At 73.8% G+C, this 17,001-nt stretch carries 14 protein-coding genes; 4 read left to right on the top strand and 10 right to left on the bottom strand.

The annotated features are described in order from the left end of the window. Positions 1–291 precede the first annotated feature (291 nt). A complete protein-coding gene (locus B073_RS0127540) occupies positions 292–2,997 on the top strand; it encodes an SCO5717 family growth-regulating ATPase (protein ID WP_018541314.1) in 2,706 nt (901 codons plus the stop codon). 106 nt (positions 2,998–3,103) lie between these two features. Here B073_RS0127540 and B073_RS0127535 read toward each other — a convergent pair whose 3' ends face one another. From B073_RS0127535 to rimP, 9 genes are all read right to left on the bottom strand, one after another. After that, entirely contained in the window at positions 3,104–4,057 is a 954-nt protein-coding gene (locus B073_RS0127535; RefSeq protein WP_026247782.1) for a bifunctional riboflavin kinase/FAD synthetase, read from the bottom strand. Positions 4,058–4,118: 61 nt separating this feature from the next. Next, positions 4,119–5,204 (bottom strand): hypothetical protein, encoded by a 1,086-nt coding sequence (locus tag B073_RS49395; protein WP_158690231.1) that lies wholly within the window; start codon positions 5,202–5,204, stop codon positions 4,119–4,121. 230 nt (positions 5,205–5,434) lie between these two features. Further along, positions 5,435–6,364: a tRNA pseudouridine(55) synthase TruB gene (truB, locus tag B073_RS0127525; RefSeq protein ID WP_018541312.1), complete on the bottom strand. Its 930-nt coding sequence runs from the start codon at positions 6,362–6,364 to the stop codon at positions 5,435–5,437. Further along, entirely contained in the window at positions 6,361–6,816 is a 456-nt protein-coding gene (gene rbfA / locus B073_RS0127520; RefSeq protein ID WP_018541311.1) for a 30S ribosome-binding factor RbfA, read from the bottom strand. Before rbfA ends, truB begins: the two co-directional genes overlap by 4 nt. A gap of 68 nt (positions 6,817–6,884) precedes the next feature. Next, on the bottom strand, positions 6,885–7,178 hold the full coding sequence (locus B073_RS0127515) for a DUF503 domain-containing protein (protein WP_018541310.1): 294 nt from the start codon (positions 7,176–7,178) through the stop codon (positions 6,885–6,887). A 197-nt stretch (positions 7,179–7,375) separates the two neighbouring features. Continuing rightward, entirely contained in the window at positions 7,376–10,462 is a 3,087-nt protein-coding gene (infB, locus tag B073_RS44495; protein ID WP_078508207.1) for a translation initiation factor IF-2, read from the bottom strand. Positions 10,463–10,640: 178 nt separating this feature from the next. Then, complete coding sequence (locus tag B073_RS44490; RefSeq protein ID WP_078508206.1) at positions 10,641–10,919, bottom strand: YlxR family protein; 279 nt, start codon at positions 10,917–10,919, stop codon at positions 10,641–10,643. Between the two features lie 129 nt (positions 10,920–11,048). Further along, the gene (nusA, locus tag B073_RS0127500) at positions 11,049–12,050 is read right to left on the bottom strand and encodes a transcription termination factor NusA (RefSeq protein WP_018541308.1); all 1,002 of its coding nucleotides are present in this window, start codon (positions 12,048–12,050) and stop codon (positions 11,049–11,051) included. 2 nt (positions 12,051–12,052) lie between these two features. Beyond that, positions 12,053–12,631 (bottom strand): ribosome maturation factor RimP, encoded by a 579-nt coding sequence (rimP, locus tag B073_RS0127495; protein WP_018541307.1) that lies wholly within the window; start codon positions 12,629–12,631, stop codon positions 12,053–12,055. A 160-nt stretch (positions 12,632–12,791) separates the two neighbouring features. On the opposite strand from rimP, the gene B073_RS0127490 reads away from it, so the two are divergent. From B073_RS0127490 to B073_RS0127480, 3 genes are all read left to right on the top strand, one after another. Next, positions 12,792–13,301 carry a hypothetical protein gene (locus B073_RS0127490; protein ID WP_018541306.1) on the top strand — a complete coding sequence of 170 codons (510 nt, stop codon included), beginning with the start codon at positions 12,792–12,794 and terminating at the stop codon, positions 13,299–13,301. A gap of 32 nt (positions 13,302–13,333) precedes the next feature. Continuing rightward, positions 13,334–13,837 carry a DUF4439 domain-containing protein gene (locus tag B073_RS0127485; protein WP_018541305.1) on the top strand — a complete coding sequence of 168 codons (504 nt, stop codon included), beginning with the start codon at positions 13,334–13,336 and terminating at the stop codon, positions 13,835–13,837. Positions 13,838–13,901: 64 nt separating this feature from the next. Beyond that, entirely contained in the window at positions 13,902–14,810 is a 909-nt protein-coding gene (locus tag B073_RS0127480) for an aminoglycoside phosphotransferase family protein (protein ID WP_018541304.1), read from the top strand. An 81-nt stretch (positions 14,811–14,891) separates the two neighbouring features. Here B073_RS0127480 and B073_RS0127475 read toward each other — a convergent pair whose 3' ends face one another. Further along, positions 14,892–16,595 (bottom strand): proline--tRNA ligase, encoded by a 1,704-nt coding sequence (locus tag B073_RS0127475; RefSeq protein WP_018541303.1) that lies wholly within the window; start codon positions 16,593–16,595, stop codon positions 14,892–14,894. Positions 16,596–17,001 lie beyond the last annotated feature (406 nt).

Genomic DNA, 17,001 nt, shown 5'->3' with positions numbered 1-17,001 from the left:
TGCCGGGACACGGACTACGGGCGCATCCACGGGGTGCGCCCGTAGCCGTGCGACCGGGCTCGAAGACGACATGACATCGACTGCCGTTATGGGCCGACTGTTGATTAGGCTGTGGGGAGAGCCGCAGGAGCACGCCGCACGGCGGTGCACGACGGCAGTCGATACGGGGATGGAGACTTAAGCAGTGGTGGCGCAACCCCGAAAGGTGTGCTCCGACTTCCGTGACATCCGATCGATCCGCCTGTATCCGGTCCTGCCGTTCAGGTGCGTTGCAGTAGACCAGGAGGCACAGTGAGAGACCAGGAGGCTTTCCGCCCGGACGGGAACGAACCTGACGACGACCAGGCCGAGTTCGACCTGACCGGCGAGTTCAAGATCGATTTTGCGGCTCCCGCCTGGTACAGCAGCAGTGACACCAGTGGCGGCGCCGGTGCCGCGGCCCCCGCCGCGACGCCGCCCGCCGGCGACCCGGCCGCGGGTCCGCCGCCGACCGGTCAGCCGCTGCCCGCCCAGGGTGCCCCGGCCCCCGTTGTTCCGCAGCAGGGGGCGCCCGGTCCGACCGCGCCTCCCGGTTTCCCGACGCTGCGCCCGCAGGACGCGGGCGACGACGCCCCGGCCGCCGCGACTGACGGCCCGTCGGCTCCCACGGCCCCCACTGCCTCCGGTGACGCCGCCCCGGCCGCGGACGCCGGCGACGGCGGCAACGTCCGTACGGGCACCGGGCCGGACCCCTCGGCCTCCCTGTGGGACGACGACGAGGACGACGCGGCACCCGTCGCGGCGCCCGAGCCGCAGTCCGCCGCTCCGCAGCCGGAGGCCGCGCCCGCCGCGCCCGCGGACGGCGCCCCCGCGCCCGAGGCACAGCCCGCGCCGGCTCCCGAGCCGGACGCTGCCGCCGCGGCCGCGGCGGCCGCCGCAGCGGCCGCCCAGCCCGTCGCGCAGCCCACCCAGGGCCAGGGCCAGCAGGCGCAGCCCCAGCCGCAGCAGCAGGGCGCGCCCGTCCAGGGCCAGCCGCCCGCCCAGGGTGTGCCGCAGCAGGGCGTCGCCCCGCAGGGCATGCCGCAGCAGCAGCAACAGGCACCTCAGCAGCAGGCGCCGCAGGGCGTTCCCGCGCAGGGTGCGCCGTGGGCCGGTGCGGACGGCCGGCAGCAGGGGGTGCCCGGCCAGGGTGCCCCGGCGCAGGGCGGACTGCCGCCGCTGCCGCCGGAGTTCCAGCCCGCCGACCCGCGGATGGCACAGCCGCAGCCCGGCCAGCAGCCGCAGCCCCAGCAGGCGCAGCCCCAGCCGCAGCAGGCCCCGCAGCAGGCTCAGCCCCCGGCACAGCCGCACGCACAGCCGCAGCCACAGGCGTATCCCCAGCAGCCGCAGCAGCAGGGGCAGCAGCAGCCCCAGCAGGCCGGCTACCCGCCGCAGGGCGCCCCGGCACCGCAGCAGGGCGGCTACGGCTATCCGCAGCCCGCGTACGGCTACCCCCAGCAGCCGCAGCACGGTCAGCAGCCGCCGCAGCAGGCCCAGCCGCAGCCCAACGCCCAGCCGCAACAGCCCGCTTACGGCTACCCGCAGCAGGGCTACCCCCAGCAGGCACCGCAGCAGGCGCAGCCGCAGCCCCAGCAGGCGCAGCCGCAGGCCCAGCCCCAGGCGTATCCGCAGCAGCAGCCGCAGCAGCAGCACCCCCAGCAGGGGCAGCAACCGCCCGCCCAGGCCCAGCAGTTCGGCGACCCCAACGCGGCGGCCAACTACGCCCAGTACTCCCAGCCGGGCCAGCAGCAGCCGCAGCGGGCCACCCCCGGTGCGCCGCTCGGCTACAGCGCCGCGGTCGAGCTGACCTCCGACCGCCTGCTGCGCAACCAGCCCAAGAAGCGCAAGCCGGGCGCCAACGCCCAGCCGTCCAAGTTCAAGCTGGGCGCGAAGAAGGAGCTGGAGGAGCGCCAGCGCAAGCTGGAGCTGATCCGCACGCCGGTGCTGTCCTGCTACCGGATCGCGGTGATCAGCCTCAAGGGCGGCGTCGGCAAGACCACGACGACCACCGCGCTGGGCGCCACCCTCGCCTCCGAGCGGCAGGACAAGATCCTGGCGATCGACGCCAACCCCGACGCCGGCACGCTCGGCCGCCGGGTCCGCCGCGAGACCGGGGCGACCATCCGCGACCTGGTGCAGGCCATCCCGCACCTGCACAGCTACATGGACATCCGCCGGTTCACCTCGCAGGCCCCCTCGGGCCTGGAGATCCTCGCCAACGACGTCGACCCGGCCGTCTCGACGACGTTCAACGATGAGGACTACCGGCGCGCGATCGACATCCTCGGCAAGCAGTACCCGGTCATCCTCACCGACTCGGGCACGGGCCTGCTCTACAGCGCGATGCGCGGTGTGCTCGACCTCGCCGACCAGTTGATCATCATCTCGACCCCGTCCGTGGACGGTGCCAGCAGCGCCAGCACCACCCTGGACTGGCTCTCCGCGCACGGCTACGCCGACCTGGTCCAGCGCGGCATCACGGTCATCTCCGGGGTCCGCGAGACCGGCAAGATGATCAAGATCGACGACATCGTGTCGCACTTCGAGACCCGCTGCCGCGGCGTCGTGGTCGTCCCCTTCGACGAGCACCTCGCGGCCGGCGCCGAGGTCGACCTCGACATGATGCGGCCGAAGACCCGCGAGGCGTACTTCAACCTCTCCGCGCTGGTCGCCGAGGACTTCGCGCGCCAGCAACAGGCCCAGGGGATGTACGCACAGGCGCAGATGGGCCAGCAGCAGATGGCCGGCGACCCGTACGCCCAGCAGGATCCGTACGCCCAGCAGGACCCCTACGGGCAGCAGTACGCCCAGCAGGCGCCGCAGCAGGGCCAGCCGCCGGCCGGCTACCCGCCGCAGCAGGGCGGCTGGGGCCAGCAGCCCACCGGGCAGCCACCGGCCGGCTGGCAGCAACAGCCCGCTCCGGACGCGCCGTTGCCGGAGCAGGGCGGCTGGACGCAGCAGCAGCCGCCACCGCAGTGAGCGGACGCCGCACGCGCCCGGCATGAGCGGACATGAACGAAGGGGCGGGGCCCGGCAGTTGACTGCCGGGCCCCGCCCCTTCGTTGTGACGCCGGGTGCGTGCGCCCTAGTCCTGCCCCGCCTCGGCGATCAGCCCGCGGGCCTGCTTCACGTCGACCGCCATCCGCTCCAGCAGCGCGTCGAGCGTGTCGAACTTCTCCTGGCCCCGGATGTAGGCGAGGAACTCCACGGCGACGTGCAGCCCGTACAGATCGAGCCCGACCCGGTCGATGGCGTACGCCTCGACCGTCCGCACCTTGCCGTCGAACTGCGGGTTGGTGCCGACCGAGATAGCCGCCGGCATCGCCTCGCCCTCGACGTGCAGCAGCCCGGCGTAGACCCCGTCGGCCGGGATGGCGGTGTGCGGCAGGGTCTCCACGTTGGCGGTGGGGAAGCCCAGTTCGCGGCCGCGCTGCGCGCCGCGGACGACCACGCCCTCGACCCGGTGCGGCCGGCCCAGGACCTCCCGGGCGCCCGTCACGTCGCCCTCGGCGACCAGCCGGCGGACCAGCGTGGACGAGAACGGCTCGCCGCCGCCCGCGGTGCCGCGCTCGAAGAGGTCGATGACCTCGACGGTGTAGTCGTAGGTCCGGCCCAGCTCGGCGAGGGTCTCGACGGTGCCCTTGGCCTTGTGGCCGAAGCGGAAGTTCGGGCCCTCGACGACGACCTGCGCGTGCAACTTGTCGACCAGCACCTTCACCACGAAGTCGGCGGGCGCCAGCTGCGAGAACTCCTTGGTGAACGGGAGCACCAGCACCGCGTCCACGCCCAGCCCGGCCATCAGTTCGGCCCGCCGGTGGTGCGGCGCCAGCAGCGGCGGGTGGGTGCCGGGGCGGACCACCTCGCTGGGGTGCGGGTCGAAGGTGACGACCACGGCCGGCACCCCCAGCTCGCGGGCGCGGGCCACGGCCCGCCCGATGATCAGTTGGTGGCCGCGGTGCACTCCGTCGTACGAGCCGATGGTGACGACGCTGCGTCCCCAGCCCTCGGGGATGTCCTCCAAGCCACGCCAGCGCTGCACTCTGCCCGCTCCTCGCCCGAACTCTTGTCCGTCCACTGCGCCATGTCGGCATGGCGCAGGTCTAAGACTGCCATGCCGGGAGTGCGGCTACGCGCGAAGGGGGGCCTGGCCGCTGTTGCATCGGCCACCCCGCGGGTCCGGCCGGCCACCGGCCGGTTTCCGCCGCGGCGCCCGAGGGCTCCGGCGCCGGCTGCCGCCCACCCGCCCGGGGACCGCTCCCCCGGCGCGCCGCGGCCCGCCGCAGGGCCGCCGGCTCGTCCTCGGCGAGCGCGTCCAGCAGCTCCGCGGCCCGAGGGTGGGCGACCCCGGTGAGCGTCTCGACGAGGGCGTCCAGCGCGCGGGCGCGATGGGTGTGCAGCAGGGCCTGGGCGGCGTCCGCGACGGTGACCACATGGGGCGCGGCGGGGGCCGTGCGAAGCGGCCGGGTGTCGTCGAACCAGCCGCACAGCAGCGGCTGGATCCGCTCGGGGTCGGCCTTGAGCAGCTCCGCCACGAGGTCGAGGAACCGCCCGGGACGAAGGCCCGCACCACCGGGGCGGAACGCTTCTGCGCCCCCTTCGGGCGGCCCCGCGGGGTCGTCGGCCCACCGCCGGGCGTCCACCCATCCCTCGTCCGCGCCGCCGTCCGCGTCACCGCCCGGCCCGGTGTCGGCGGTGTGCACCCGGACCCGGGGCGGCGGGGCGAAGGCCCGCGGCGGCCGGGTGCGCCGCGCGGCCGGGCGCGGCCCGTCGGCCGGCAGCAGCCGGCGCAGCAGCTCCAGGCGGTCCGCCGCGGTCAGCGCCAGGCACCGCCAGAACACCGGCCCGAACGCCGCCGGTCCGGTCTCCGCGAAGCCACCCGCCGTGGCCGACCGCACGGTGATCAGATCGGCCAGCAGCCGCAGCACGCCCAGATAGGGCGTGGCGTCCGGCACCCCCAGCAGCACCCCGCTCAGCCGCCGGGCCGCCCCGTCGCGCAGCTCCGTCCCGGCGGTCGCCGCCACCACCAACTCCCGCCACTCCGCGGACAGTTGATCATTCACCCCGCCCTCGCCGAGCACCCGGTGCGCCTCCCCGCACACCGTGCCGCGCACCTGCCCGTACGCCTCCGTGTCGGCGTCCAGCACCACCATCCGCGAACCTCCCCGCCCGTTACCGTGCGTGCTCATCGGCGACGACGGTAGACAGACAGTGATCTTCGCGACAGGGTGCCCGACGAACGCGCCCCCTTCCGCGCCCCTGGTTCACTCCGAGCGCCTGCTCGGTGGGGTGAATCATGAGAACGCGCTGGACAGAGTCTCAGCGAGGGGGATGGTGGAGCGCGGGCCGAACGCTCCGCGCCCGTCCGCACGGCACGCGTTCCACCACCTCCCCCCGACCGCCTCAGAGGTCCCGGGTGCTAGGCGAAGACCGCCAGGCTCTTGGCCCGCCCGCCCTCGTTCTGCACCAGCGCCAGGAAGGTCCCGTCCGGCCCGAAGGCCGCCACCGGGCCGTCGCCCTCGAAGTGCGGCATCGGGATCCGCGCGCCGTTGAGCAGCAGCCGGGACTGCGCCTCGGTGACGTCCCAGCGGGTGAACGCGGCGGCCGCGGCGTCCCCGAGCGGCATGACCGGCAGACCCTCGCCCTCGGGCTCGTCCACCGCCGCCTGGAGCTGCTCCAGGGTCCGCGCCCGGTCGAGCTTGTACGGGCCGACGCGGGTGCGCCGGAGCGCCGTCAGATGACCGCCGACGCCGAGCCCGGCGCCCAGGTCGCGGGCGAGGGCGCGGATGTAGGTGCCGGAGGAGCAGACGACGGAGACCAGCACATCGGTCACCGGGGTGCCGTCCGCGGCCTCGGCCTCGTGCACGGAGTGCACCACGAACGAGGAGATGGTCACCGGCCGGGCCGGGATCTCCACGTCCTCGCCGTCCCGGATCCGCTTGTAGGAGCGCTTGCCGTCGATCTTGATGGCGCTGACCTTCGACGGCACCTGCATGATCGCGCCGGACAGCCCGGCCACCCCGGCGTCGATGTCCTCGCGGGCCAGGCCGTGCGCCGCCTTGGACGCGGTGATCTCGCCCTCGGCGTCGTCGGTGACCGTGGTCTGGCCGAGCCGGATCGTGCCGACGTACTCCTTCTCCGTCAGCGCGAGGTGCCCCAGCAGCTTGGTGGCCCGCTCCAGGCCGAGGACCAGGACCCCGGTCGCCATGGGGTCGAGGGTCCCGGCGTGCCCGACCCGGCGGGTCCGGGCCATCCCCCGCATCTTCGCCACGACGTCGTGCGAAGTGAAGCCGGACGGCTTGTCGACGATGACCAGGCCGCCCGGCTTGTTGCTCTGGTGCCGCTTCATTCTGCCGCTGCGCCCTCGTCGTCCTCGTCGCTGCCCGGCTTGCGGTACGGGTCCGCTTCACCGGCGTACGCGGCGCCCGAGGAGGCCGCGCGTACCTCGGCGTCCGAGGCGCGGGCCCGGTCGAGCAGGTCCTCGATCGTCTTGGCGTTCTCCGGCAGGGCGTCCGCGACGAAGCTCAGCGTCGGCGTGAACTTGGTGCCGGCCGCCGCACCGACCGCGGAACGGAGCACGCCCTTGGCGCTCTCCAGCCCGGCGGCGGCGCTGGCACGGTCCTCGTCGTCTCCGTAGACCGTGTAGAAGACCGTCGCCTCCCGCAGGTCGCCGGTGACCCGGGTGTCGGTGATGGTCACATGCGTGCCGAGCCGCGGGTCCTTGATTCCGCGCTGCAGCTTCTGCGCGACCACTTCCCGGATGAGGTCCGCCAGCTTCTTCGCCCGCGCATTGTCGGCCACTGGTCCGTCTCCTTCTGAATCTTCCACAATTGTGCTTCCACCGGCGATGACCTGCCCGGTCGCCCGGGTCAGTCGTCGTCGCCGTGCAGCCGCCGGCGTACGGACAGCAGCTCCACCTCGGGCCGTGCGGCGACCAGGCGCTCGCAGCGGTCCATGACCTCCGTCAGGTGTCCGGCATTCCCGGACACCACCGCCAGGCCGATACGGGCCCTGCGGTACAGGTCCTGGTCCCCCACCTCCGCGACGCTCACCGCGTACTTGCGGTGCAGCTCGGCGACGATCGGGCGGACGACGGAACGCTTCTCCTTCAGCGACCGTACGTCGCCGAGAAGCAGGTCGAAGGACAGTGTCCCTACGTACATGCAAGACGGGTCAAGCCACCCGTGGGGCCTTGGGGGCGCCGCCCGGCGTCGGCCGGGGGCGTGGGTGTCAATTCGAACCGTACACGCAACGGCCGGGGCCGATCGACGGAAATTTCTCCGCCGACCGGCCCCGGAACGCCCGCCCGTCGCCCGGCCACCACCCCTGGTGGACCGCGCTACGCGCGGGCTGCGACACATCAGCCGCGCGGCTTCTCCCGCATCTCGTACGTCGCGATGACGTCGTCGACCTTGATGTCGTTGAAGTTTCCGAGGTTGATACCGCCCTCGAAGCCTTCGCGGATCTCGGTGACGTCGTCCTTGAAGCGGCGCAGGCCCTCGATGTTGAGGTTCTCCGCGACCACCTTGCCGTCGCGGATGAGGCGGGCCTTGGTGTTCCGCCGGACCTCGCCGGAGCGGATGATGACACCCGCGATGTTGCCCAGCTTGGACGACTTGAAGACCTCGCGGATCTCCGCCGTACCGAGCTCGACCTCCTCGTACTCCGGCTTGAGCATGCCCTTGAGGGCCGCCTCGATCTCCTCGATCGCCTGGTAGATGACCGAGTAGTACCGGACGTCGACGCCCTCGCGCTCGGCCATCTGCGTGGCACGGCCCTCGGCCCGCACGTTGAAGCCGATGACGATCGCGTCGGAGCCGGACGCCAGGTTGATGTCGGACTCCGTGACCGCACCGACGCCGCGGTGCAGCACCCGGATGTCGACCTCCTCGCCGACGTCGAGCTGGAGCAGCGAGGACTCCAGGGCCTCGACCGAACCGGACGCGTCGCCCTTGATGATGAGGTTGAGCTGCTGGACCTCGCCCGCCTTGAGCACCTTGTCGAGGTCCTCGAGGGACACCCGGCGGGTGCGCTTGGCGAACGCGGCGTTGCGCTCGCGCGCCGCGCGCTTCTCGGCGATCTGGCGGGCCGTACGGTCCTCGTCGACGACGAGGAAGTTGTCGCCGGCGCCCGGGACGTTGGTCAGACCCAGGACCAGGACGGGGGTCGACGGACCCGCTTCCTCGACGTTGTTGCCCTTGTCGTCGAGCATCGCGCGGACCCGGCCGTAGGCGTCGCCCACGACCATCGTCTCGCCGACGCGGAGGGTACCGCGCTGGACCAGGACGGTCGCCACGGCGCCGCGGCCGCGGTCGAGGTGGGCCTCGATCGCGATGCCCTGGGCGTCCTGCTCCGCGTTGGCGCGCAGGTCGAGCGCGGCGTCCGCGGTGAGGACGACGGCCTCGAGCAGCTGCTCGATGTTGGTCCCCTGGCGGGCGGAGATGTCGACGAACATGGTGTCGCCGCCGTACTCCTCGGCCACCAGGCCGTACTCGGTCAGCTGACCGCGCACCTTGGTCGGGTCGGCGCCCTCGACGTCGATCTTGTTGACCGCGACCACGATCGGCACGTCGGCCGCCTTGGCGTGGTTGAGCGCCTCGATCGTCTGCGGCATGACGCCGTCGTTGGCCGCCACCACGAGGATCGCGATGTCGGTCGACTTGGCACCGCGGGCACGCATGGCGGTGAACGCCTCGTGACCGGGGGTGTCGATGAAGGTGATCGCGCGGTCTTCGTCGTTGACCTGGGTCGTGACCTGGTACGCACCGATGTGCTGCGTGATACCGCCGGCCTCGCCCGCGACCACGTTGGTCTTGCGGATCGCGTCCAGCAGTCGGGTCTTACCGTGGTCGACGTGACCCATGACGGTCACCACCGGCGGACGGGAGACGAGCATCTCCTCGCCGCCCTCGTTCTCGCCGAACTCGATGTCGAAGGACTCGAGCAGCTCGCGGTCCTCCTCCTCCGGGCTGACGATCTCGACGACGTAGTTCATCTCGTCGGCGAGCAGCTGCAGCGTCTCGTCGGAGACCGACTGGGTCGCGGTGACCATCTCGCCGAGGTTCAGCATGACCTGGACCAGCGACGCCGGGTTGGCGTTGATCTTCTCCGCGAAGTCGGTCAGCGAGGCACCGCGCGACAGGCGAACCGTCGCGCCGTTGCCGCGCGGCAGCATGATGCCGCCGACCGACGGGGCCTGCATGGCCTCGTACTCCTGACGCCTCTGGCGCTTCGACTTGCGGCCGCGACGCGCCGGACCGCCGGGACGGCCGAACGCACCCTGCGTGCCACCACGGCCACCGGGACCACCCGGACGACCGCCGAAGCCGGGACGACCGCCGAAGCCGCCGCCACCGCCACCGGGACCGCCGCCACCGGGACGACCGGCGAAACCGCCGCCGCCACCCGGACGACCGCCACCGCCGCCACCGGGACGGCCGGCGAAGCCGCCGCCACCACCGGGACGACCGCCGCCGCCACCGGGACGACCGGCGCCGCCCGGACGACCGCCGCCGCCACCGGGACCCGGACGCGGGCCGGCAGCCGGACGCTGCGGCATCATGCCCGGGTTCGGGCGGTTACCGCCGCCGGGACGCGGACCGGCACCGCCGGGCGCCGCACCCTGCGGACGGGGCATGGAACCGGGGGTCGGACGCGCGCCGCCCTGGCCCTGCGGACGGGGACCACCCTGGCCGCCGCCCTGCGGGCGCGGACCGGGCTGGCCGGGACGCGGGGCGCCACCGGGCCGCGGGGCCTGCGGACGGGCCATGCCCGTGGAGCCACCGGAGGTGAAGGGGTTGTTGCCCGGACGGGGACCGGCCGGACGGGAACCACCGGGACGCGGCGACTGGCCGCCGGCACGCTGGCCCTGGCCGCGCTGGCCCTGGCCGGGCGCCGGACGGGCGGGGCGCGGACCGGGCGTGGCACCGGGGCGGGGACCCGACTGCGCGGCGGGTGCCGGCGCGGACGGCGGGGCCTGGAACTCCGGCTGCGCGGGCGCGGCCGGGGCGGGCTTGGGCGCCGCGGGGCGCGCCGGGGTCGGCCGCGGACCCGGGGTGGGGCCGGCGGCAGGCTTGGGGGCCGCCGGGGTGACCGGGGCCTCCGGGGCAGCAGGTGCCTCCGGGGCAGCGGGTGCCTCCGGGGCGGCCGGGGCCGCGGGGCCCGGCTTGGGGGCGCCCGGCTTCGGGGCAGCCGGACGCGCCGCCTGCGCCGGAGAGGGCGCCGACGGCTTCGCGGGGGCCGACTTGCGCGGCGCCGCGGGCTTGCCGGCGGAACGGCCGCCGCCGCTGCCCGCCTGGAAAGCGTCGGTCAGCTTGCGAACAACCGGCGCCTCGATCGTCGAGGACGCCGAACGGACGAATTCACCAAGTTCTTGGAGCTTGGCCATGACGACCTTGCTCTCCACACCGAACTCCTTGGCGAGTTCGTAAACCCGGACCTTAGCCACTTCGCTCCTTCTAGGTCCGGGTGTCCACCGGACCGTCGCTACTTCATGGGCGTACTCATCGCGTACTCATCGAGTGCTCATCGCAATCTCGACCTACTTCCGACTCGCGAGGTACCTGACCGCACGGTTTTCCGTGCGCTGTGCGTTTCTTGCTGTGCGTTCTTGCCATCACGGCTGCTCAACGCGCGCCCCCTTCGACGAACCGGCGCAACTCCGCCGTTTCGAACGGGCCGCGGCCCCGGTAGGCCCGGGGGAACGCCCGGCGGCGAACCGCCAGGTCGAGGCAGACCAGTGTCCGGTGCACATAAGCACCCCGGCCGGGCAGCGTACCGCGAGGATCGGGGACACACTCGCCCTCGATCACCACGATGCGCAGCAAATCGCCCTTGGCCGCTCGCTCCCGGCAACCCAGACATGTGCGCTCAGGGCATGCGCGGGCATGCGTCCGGCCAGACACTGCTTAAGTCTACCTCCCCGCGGCCACTCCACCCCGATGGGGTAAAGCCCGGTCCGCTCCTCAAGAATTCCCCGCGGGGCGCCGCGGCACCACTTCTTTTCGTGCGCCGCGGCCCCGTCCGCCGGTGGCTCAGCCCTGCGCCGGCGCGTGCTCGGTGTCCGGGCGGATGTCGATCCGCCAGCCGGTCAGCCGCGCCGCGAGCCGGGCGTTCTGCCCTTCCTTGCCGATGGCCAGCGACAGCTGGTAGTCGGGGACCGTCACCCGCGCCGAGCGCGCCGACAGGTCCACCACCTCGACCTTGCTGACCCGGGCCGGGGACAGCGCGTTGGCCACCAGCTCGGCCGGGTCGTCCGACCAGTCCACGATGTCGATCTTCTCGCCGTTGAGCTCGGCCATCACGGCCCGCACCCGGCCGCCCATCGGGCCGATGCAGGCGCCCTTGGCGTTCAGCCCCGAGCGCGCGGACCGCACCGCGATCTTCGTGCGGTGGCCGGCCTCGCGGGCGATGGCGGCGATCTCCACCGAACCGTCGGCGATCTCCGGCACCTCCATGGCGAACAGCTTCTTCACCAGATTGGGATGGGTGCGCGAGAGGGTGACCGAGGGGCCGCGGACGCCCTTGACGACCCGGACGACGTACGAGCGCAGCCGGGTGCCGTGGGTGTACTCCTCGCCCGGGACCTGCTCCTGCACCGGCAGGATGGCCTCCAGCCGGCCGATGTCGACCAGGACGTTCTTGGGGTCCTTGCCCTGCTGGACGACGCCGGTGACGACATCGCCCTCCCGTCCGGCGTACTCGCCGAAGGTGATCTCCTCCTCGGCGTCCCGCAGCCGCTGCAGGATGACCTGCTTGGCGGTGGTCGCCGCGATGCGCCCGAAGCCGGACGGGGTGTCGTCGAACTCGCGCGGCTCGGCACCCTCCTCCAGGTCGGCGAGATCCTCGGCGTTCTCCTTCGCCCACACCGTCACATGGCCGGTGTTGCGGTCCAGCTCCACCCGCGCCCGGCGGCGGCTGCCCTCGGTGCGGTGGTATGCGATGAGGAGGGCCGACTCGATCGCCTCGACCAGCAGGTCGAACGAGATCTCCTTCTCCCGCACCAGACCCCGCAGGGCACTCATGTCGATGTCCACGGCTACGCCTCCTCCTTGTTCTCGTCGTTTACGTCGTTCTCGGTGTCTGCGCTGTTCCGCAGGTGGTCGCTGCTCTGCGGTGCCTCGTCGCCGGCGGGGCGGGCGGGCCTGGGGTTGAACTCCAGCTCGACGCGGGCCTTGGCGATCTCGTCGAACGCGACCCGGCGGGCGGTCGGCTTGCGGCCCTTGACGCCCGGTACCTCCAGGTCGAGGCCGGTGTCGTCGGTGGCGACGATCCGGGCGACCAGGTCGCCGCCCTCGTGGAGGCGGGCCTTGATCAGGCGGCCGACGGCGCGGCGGTAGTGCCGCGGCTCGGTCAGCGGCCGGTCGGCGCCCGGCGAGGTGACCTCGAGGGTGTACGGGGCGCCGCCCATCGCGTCGGTGTCGTCCAGAACCTCGGACGCCTCGCGGCTCAGCGCGGCGCACTCGTCGAGCTGGACGCCCGCGTCGGAGTCGACCACGATCCTCAGCACACGGCTCCTGCCGGCCGGTGTCACCTCGATCTCTTCCAGATCCAGGTCTCGCGCGGCGACGAGCGGTTCAAGCAGTCCGCGCAGCCTCTCGCTCTGGGTGGTGCTCATCCGGGTGACTCCTCGGCCGCGTGTGCTGTTGTGGTTAGGTCGCGTGTCGGGTCAAAGCCTATCGGTTCCGGCGGGGTACTGACGATTCGGCGGGTGGGCACGGATACGCTCGCCTGCGGTGATCACGACGGAAGACCCCGGGAAGTGCAACGTGCCGAAAGTGGCGCTCACACGCAGAACGACCCTGCTGGCCGGCACCGCCCTGGGGGGCGCGGCACTGCTCGCCGGATGCGCCGACGGCGCCCGGCCCGACCCGAGGGCGGCCGAGCGTTCGGCGGCCGCCGAACGGGTGCGCAAGCAGGCGGCCCGGGACAGCACGGCGCTGCTCGCGCGGTACGACGCGACGCTCGCGGCCCATCCGGAACTGGGCGCGCGGCTGCGGCCGCTGCGGGCCGAAGTCGCCCGCCACGCCGGGGCGTTCGCCTCCGACGGGCCTTCCACTGCCGCCTCCGCGTCCGCACCCGCCGCCGGTACCGCGCACGGGGCGGACGCGCCCCGCGTACCGGCCGACGAGCGCGGCGCCCGTTCGGCGCTCGCCGAGGCGGAACGGACGCTGGCCGACGCCCGCGCGGCGGCGCTGGTGTCCGCGCCGCCCGAACTGGCCCGGCTGCTGGCCTCCGTCGCGGCGGCCGGGGCGGTCCACGCGTACCTGCTGGCCCAGGCGGAATGAACGGGCGCCGTGCGAGAGAACAGGAGCGGGCGATGACGACGACACACGCGCGGCGCGACGGAGCGCGCGGCGGGGACGAGTTGACCGCGACGCAGGCCGCGCTGGCGGCCGAGCACGCCGCGGTGTACGGGTACGGCGTGGTCGGCGGGCGGATCGGGGCCGGGCGCCGGACCGAGGCGCAGGGCGCCTACGACGCGCACCGGGCGCGGCGGGACGCGCTGCGCCGCGCCGTGCGGGACCTCGGCGGCACACCACAGGCTTCGGCCGCCGCCTACGAGCTGCCGTTCCCGGTGCCGGACGCGGACGCCGCGGTGCGGCTGGCCGCGGAGCTGGAGGACCGGGTGGCGGCCGTCTACGCGGACCTCGTACGGGCCGCCGGCGGGGCGCACCGCACGGAGGCGGCGGCCGCGCTGCGCGAGGCCGCGGTGCGGGCGGTGCGCTGGCGGGGCAGCGGCGTAGCCTTCCCTGGGCTCGTGGAGCGGGCCGCGGCGCCCACCGCGTCGGGGACCGCGGGCACCGACGCCGACGCGCTCTGAACGACCGGCCGCCCGGCGGCCACTCCCCCACCCGGCAACTCCCCACGACAAGGACAGCTCAGGCATGGCAACGGCACCCATCGAACCGCCGCAACGGCTGCTGACCGCACTCGGCGGCGCTGCGGAGGGTCCCGTCCGGGCCTGGCTGGAGGCGCTGCCGGAACTGGCCCAACAGCGGCTGGCGGACTGGGAGTTGACGCTGGAGCGGGTGCACGCCCCGGGCGGCCGCAGCAGTCTGGTGGCGTTCGTGCGGCAGTCGGACGGGTCGCCGGCGGTGCTGAAGTTCCCGGTGCCGGGGCGGGCCGCGGCGCAGGAGGCGGCGGCGCTGCGGACCTGGGACGGCTGGGGCGCGGTGCGGCTGCTGCGGGCCGACGAGGCGGGCGGCGCACTGCTGTTGGAGCGGCTGCAGGGGTCGGTGTCGCTGCGGTCGCTGCCGGAGGCCAGGGCGCTGCTGGAGGCGGCCGGCACGGTGCGGCGGCTGTGGGTGGCGCCGCCGGCGGGGCATCCGTTCGCGACGGTGGCGGAGCGGACCGCGGCGGACGCGGAGCGGCTCTTGGCGGCCGGCGAGCCGGCGGGCGCCGGGCCGCTGCTGGACGAGGCGCTGGAGCTGGGGCGGACGCTGCCGGCCGGGGCGGCGGAGGAGTACCTGCTGCACGGGGCGTTCCGGCAGGGGAAAGTGCTGGCCGGGGAGCGGGCGCCGTGGCTGACGGTGGGACCGTCGCCGCTGGTCGGCGAGCGGGCGTACGACCTGGCGCGGCTGGTGCTGGACCGGTTCGAGGATCTGCTGGCCGGTTCGGGGGCGGCCCCGGCGGCCCGGCGGCGGGTGGCGAAACTGGCCGACTCGCTGGACGTGGACCGGGAGCGGCTGCGCGGCTGGACGCTGTACCGGGCGGTGCGCGCCGGGGTGCGCGAGGCGGCCTCGGGCGACCGGCGGCGGGGCGAGGCGCTGCTGGAGTTCGCGGCGTACGTGTAGCGGGCCGCGGGCGGCCGGGGCCGGGTGGCGTGCCGGAGCGGGCCGGCGGGGCGGGTGCCCCGGCCGGCCCGTCGCCGTCGGTCAGGCGCCGAGCCGGGCGACGGCCTCGGCGACCGTCAGCTCCTCGCGCTCGCCGGTGCGGCGGTCCTTGACCTCCACGACGCCCTCACCGGCGCGGCGGCCGGCGACGACGATGGTCGGCACACCGATCAGCTCGGCGTCGGTGAACTTCACGCCGGGCGAGACGCCGGGCCGGTCGTCGACCAGCACCCGCAGGCCGGCGGCGCCGAGCTGCTCGCCGATCTCCAGGGCGAGTTCGGTCTGCTTGGCCTTGCCGGCGGCGACCACGTGCACATCGGCCGGGGCCACCTCGCGCGGCCAGCACAGGCCCTTGTCGTCGGCGTGCTGCTCGGCGAGCGCGGCCACGGCGCGCGAGACGCCGATGCCGTACGAGCCCATCGTCACGCGGACCGGCTTGCCGTTCTGGCCGAGCACGTCGAGCTGGAAGGCGTCGGCGTACTTGCGGCCCAGCTGGAAGATGTGGCCGATCTCGATGGCGCGGTCCAGCTTGAGGCCGGTGCCGCACTGCGGGCACGGGTCGCCCTCCTGGACGACCACGACGTCGACGTAGGTGTCGACCTCGAAGTCGCGGCCGGCGACGACGTTCCTGGCGTGCACGCCCTCCTTGTTGGCGCCGGTGATCCACGCGGTGCCGGGGGCGACCCGCGGGTCGGCGAGGTACGTCACCTTCTGCAGGCCCTGCGGGCCGACGTAGCCGCGGACGAGGTCGTCGCGGCCGACGAAGTCCTCGGCGGTGACCAGCTCGACGGCGGCCGGCGCGAAGTGCGCCTCGACCTTGCCCATGTCGACCTCGCGGTCGCCGGGGACGCCGATCGCGACGATCTCCCCCTCGACCTTCACCAGCAGGTTCTTGAGGGTGGCGGACGCCGGGACGTCGAGGTGCGCGGCGAGGGTCTCGATGGTGGGGGTGTCCGGGGTCGGGATCTCCTCGAGCGCGGGCACACCGGCGGCGTCGGCCGGCTTGAGCTCGTAGGTGATCGCCTCGGTGTTGGCGGCGAAGTCGCAGTGCGGGCAGTCGGCGAAGACGTCCTCGCCGGCCGCGGCCGGGGCCAGGAACTCCTCGGACTTGGAGCCGCCCATGGCGCCGGCGATGGCGGCGCAGATGCGGTAGTCGAGGCCGAGCCGCTCGAAGATCCGCTGGTAGGCGGCGCGGTGCAGGGCGTAGGACGCGGCGAGGCCCTCGTCGGCGGTGTCGAAGGAGTACGAGTCCTTCATCTGGAACTCGCGGCCGCGCAGGATGCCGGCGCGCGGGCGGGCCTCGTCGCGGTACTTGGTCTGGATCTGGTAGAGGATCACCGGCAGGTCCTTGTAGGACGTGCACTGGTCCTTCACCAGCTGGGTGAAGATCTCCTCGTGGGTGGGGCCGAGGAGGTAGTCGCCGCCCCTGCGGTCCTTGAGGCGGAAGAGCTCGGCACCGTACTCCTCCCAGCGGCCGGTGGCCTCGTAGGGCTCCTTCGGCAGCAGGGCCGGCAGCAGGACCTCCTGGCCGCCGATGGCGTCCATCTCCTCGCGCACGATGCGCTCGACGTTGGCGAGGACCTTCTTGCCGAGCGGCAGCCAGGACCAGACACCGGCGGCGGTGCGGCGCACGAAGCCGGCCCGCACCAGGAGCTTGTGGCTGAGCACCTCGGCGTCGGCCGGGTCGTCGCGCAACGTCTTGAACATCAAGCGGGACATGCGCTGGACCTGTGCGGCGTGGGCCATGGGAGTTTCTCCTGCGTAAGAAAGGTGACTCCCTGGAGGTTAGCTGTAGGGGGATGGCGCGGCGAAATGCGATTCCGCTGCGCTTGGCTTGCCTCCCACGTTTTTGGGTTCCCCGCCGCGGGGGTTCGTCTTTTTGCGCCTGCGGCGCGAGTCCGCTGCGCTTGGCTGGCTTCCCACGTTGCCGGGTTCCCCGCCGTGGCACCTGGCGGCGGGCGTTGTCCGCTGCGCGGGGCTGTTGGGTGCGGTGCCGGGTCTGCGGGGCAGGGGGTGTGTCCGGACTGCTTCGCTTTACGTCCGGACACACCCCCTGCCCCTCCGACCCGTCCCCTCCCGTGGGTGGGTGGGGAGCTGGTGGGTGGGGGCTGGTGTGGGTGGTCCGGTGCGGGTCGTGGGCCGTCAGCGCTTC

Source organism: Streptomyces sp. MspMP-M5, assembly GCF_000373585.1.
Classification (GTDB): Bacteria; Actinomycetota; Actinomycetes; order Streptomycetales; family Streptomycetaceae; genus Streptomyces.
Note: the sequence above shows the minus strand (reverse complement) of the source record. Positions and strands in the feature narration are given on the sequence as shown.

Excerpts from the sequence above, each read along its gene's own strand:
- B073_RS49395 (WP_158690231.1), bottom strand. The coding sequence starts at position 5,204 with ATGAGCACGCACGGTAACGGGCGGGGAGGTTCGCGGATGGTGGTGCTG.
- truB (WP_018541312.1), bottom strand. The coding sequence starts at position 6,364 with ATGAAGCGGCACCAGAGCAACAAGCCGGGCGGCCTGGTCATCGTCGAC.
- B073_RS0127515 (WP_018541310.1), bottom strand. The coding sequence starts at position 7,178 with ATGTACGTAGGGACACTGTCCTTCGACCTGCTTCTCGGCGACGTACGG.
- rimP (WP_018541307.1), bottom strand. The coding sequence starts at position 12,631 with ATGAGCACCACCCAGAGCGAGAGGCTGCGCGGACTGCTTGAACCGCTC.
- B073_RS0127485 (WP_018541305.1), top strand. The coding sequence starts at position 13,334 with ATGACGACGACACACGCGCGGCGCGACGGAGCGCGCGGCGGGGACGAG.
- B073_RS0127480 (WP_018541304.1), top strand. The coding sequence starts at position 13,902 with ATGGCAACGGCACCCATCGAACCGCCGCAACGGCTGCTGACCGCACTC.
- B073_RS0127475 (WP_018541303.1), bottom strand. The coding sequence starts at position 16,595 with ATGGCCCACGCCGCACAGGTCCAGCGCATGTCCCGCTTGATGTTCAAG.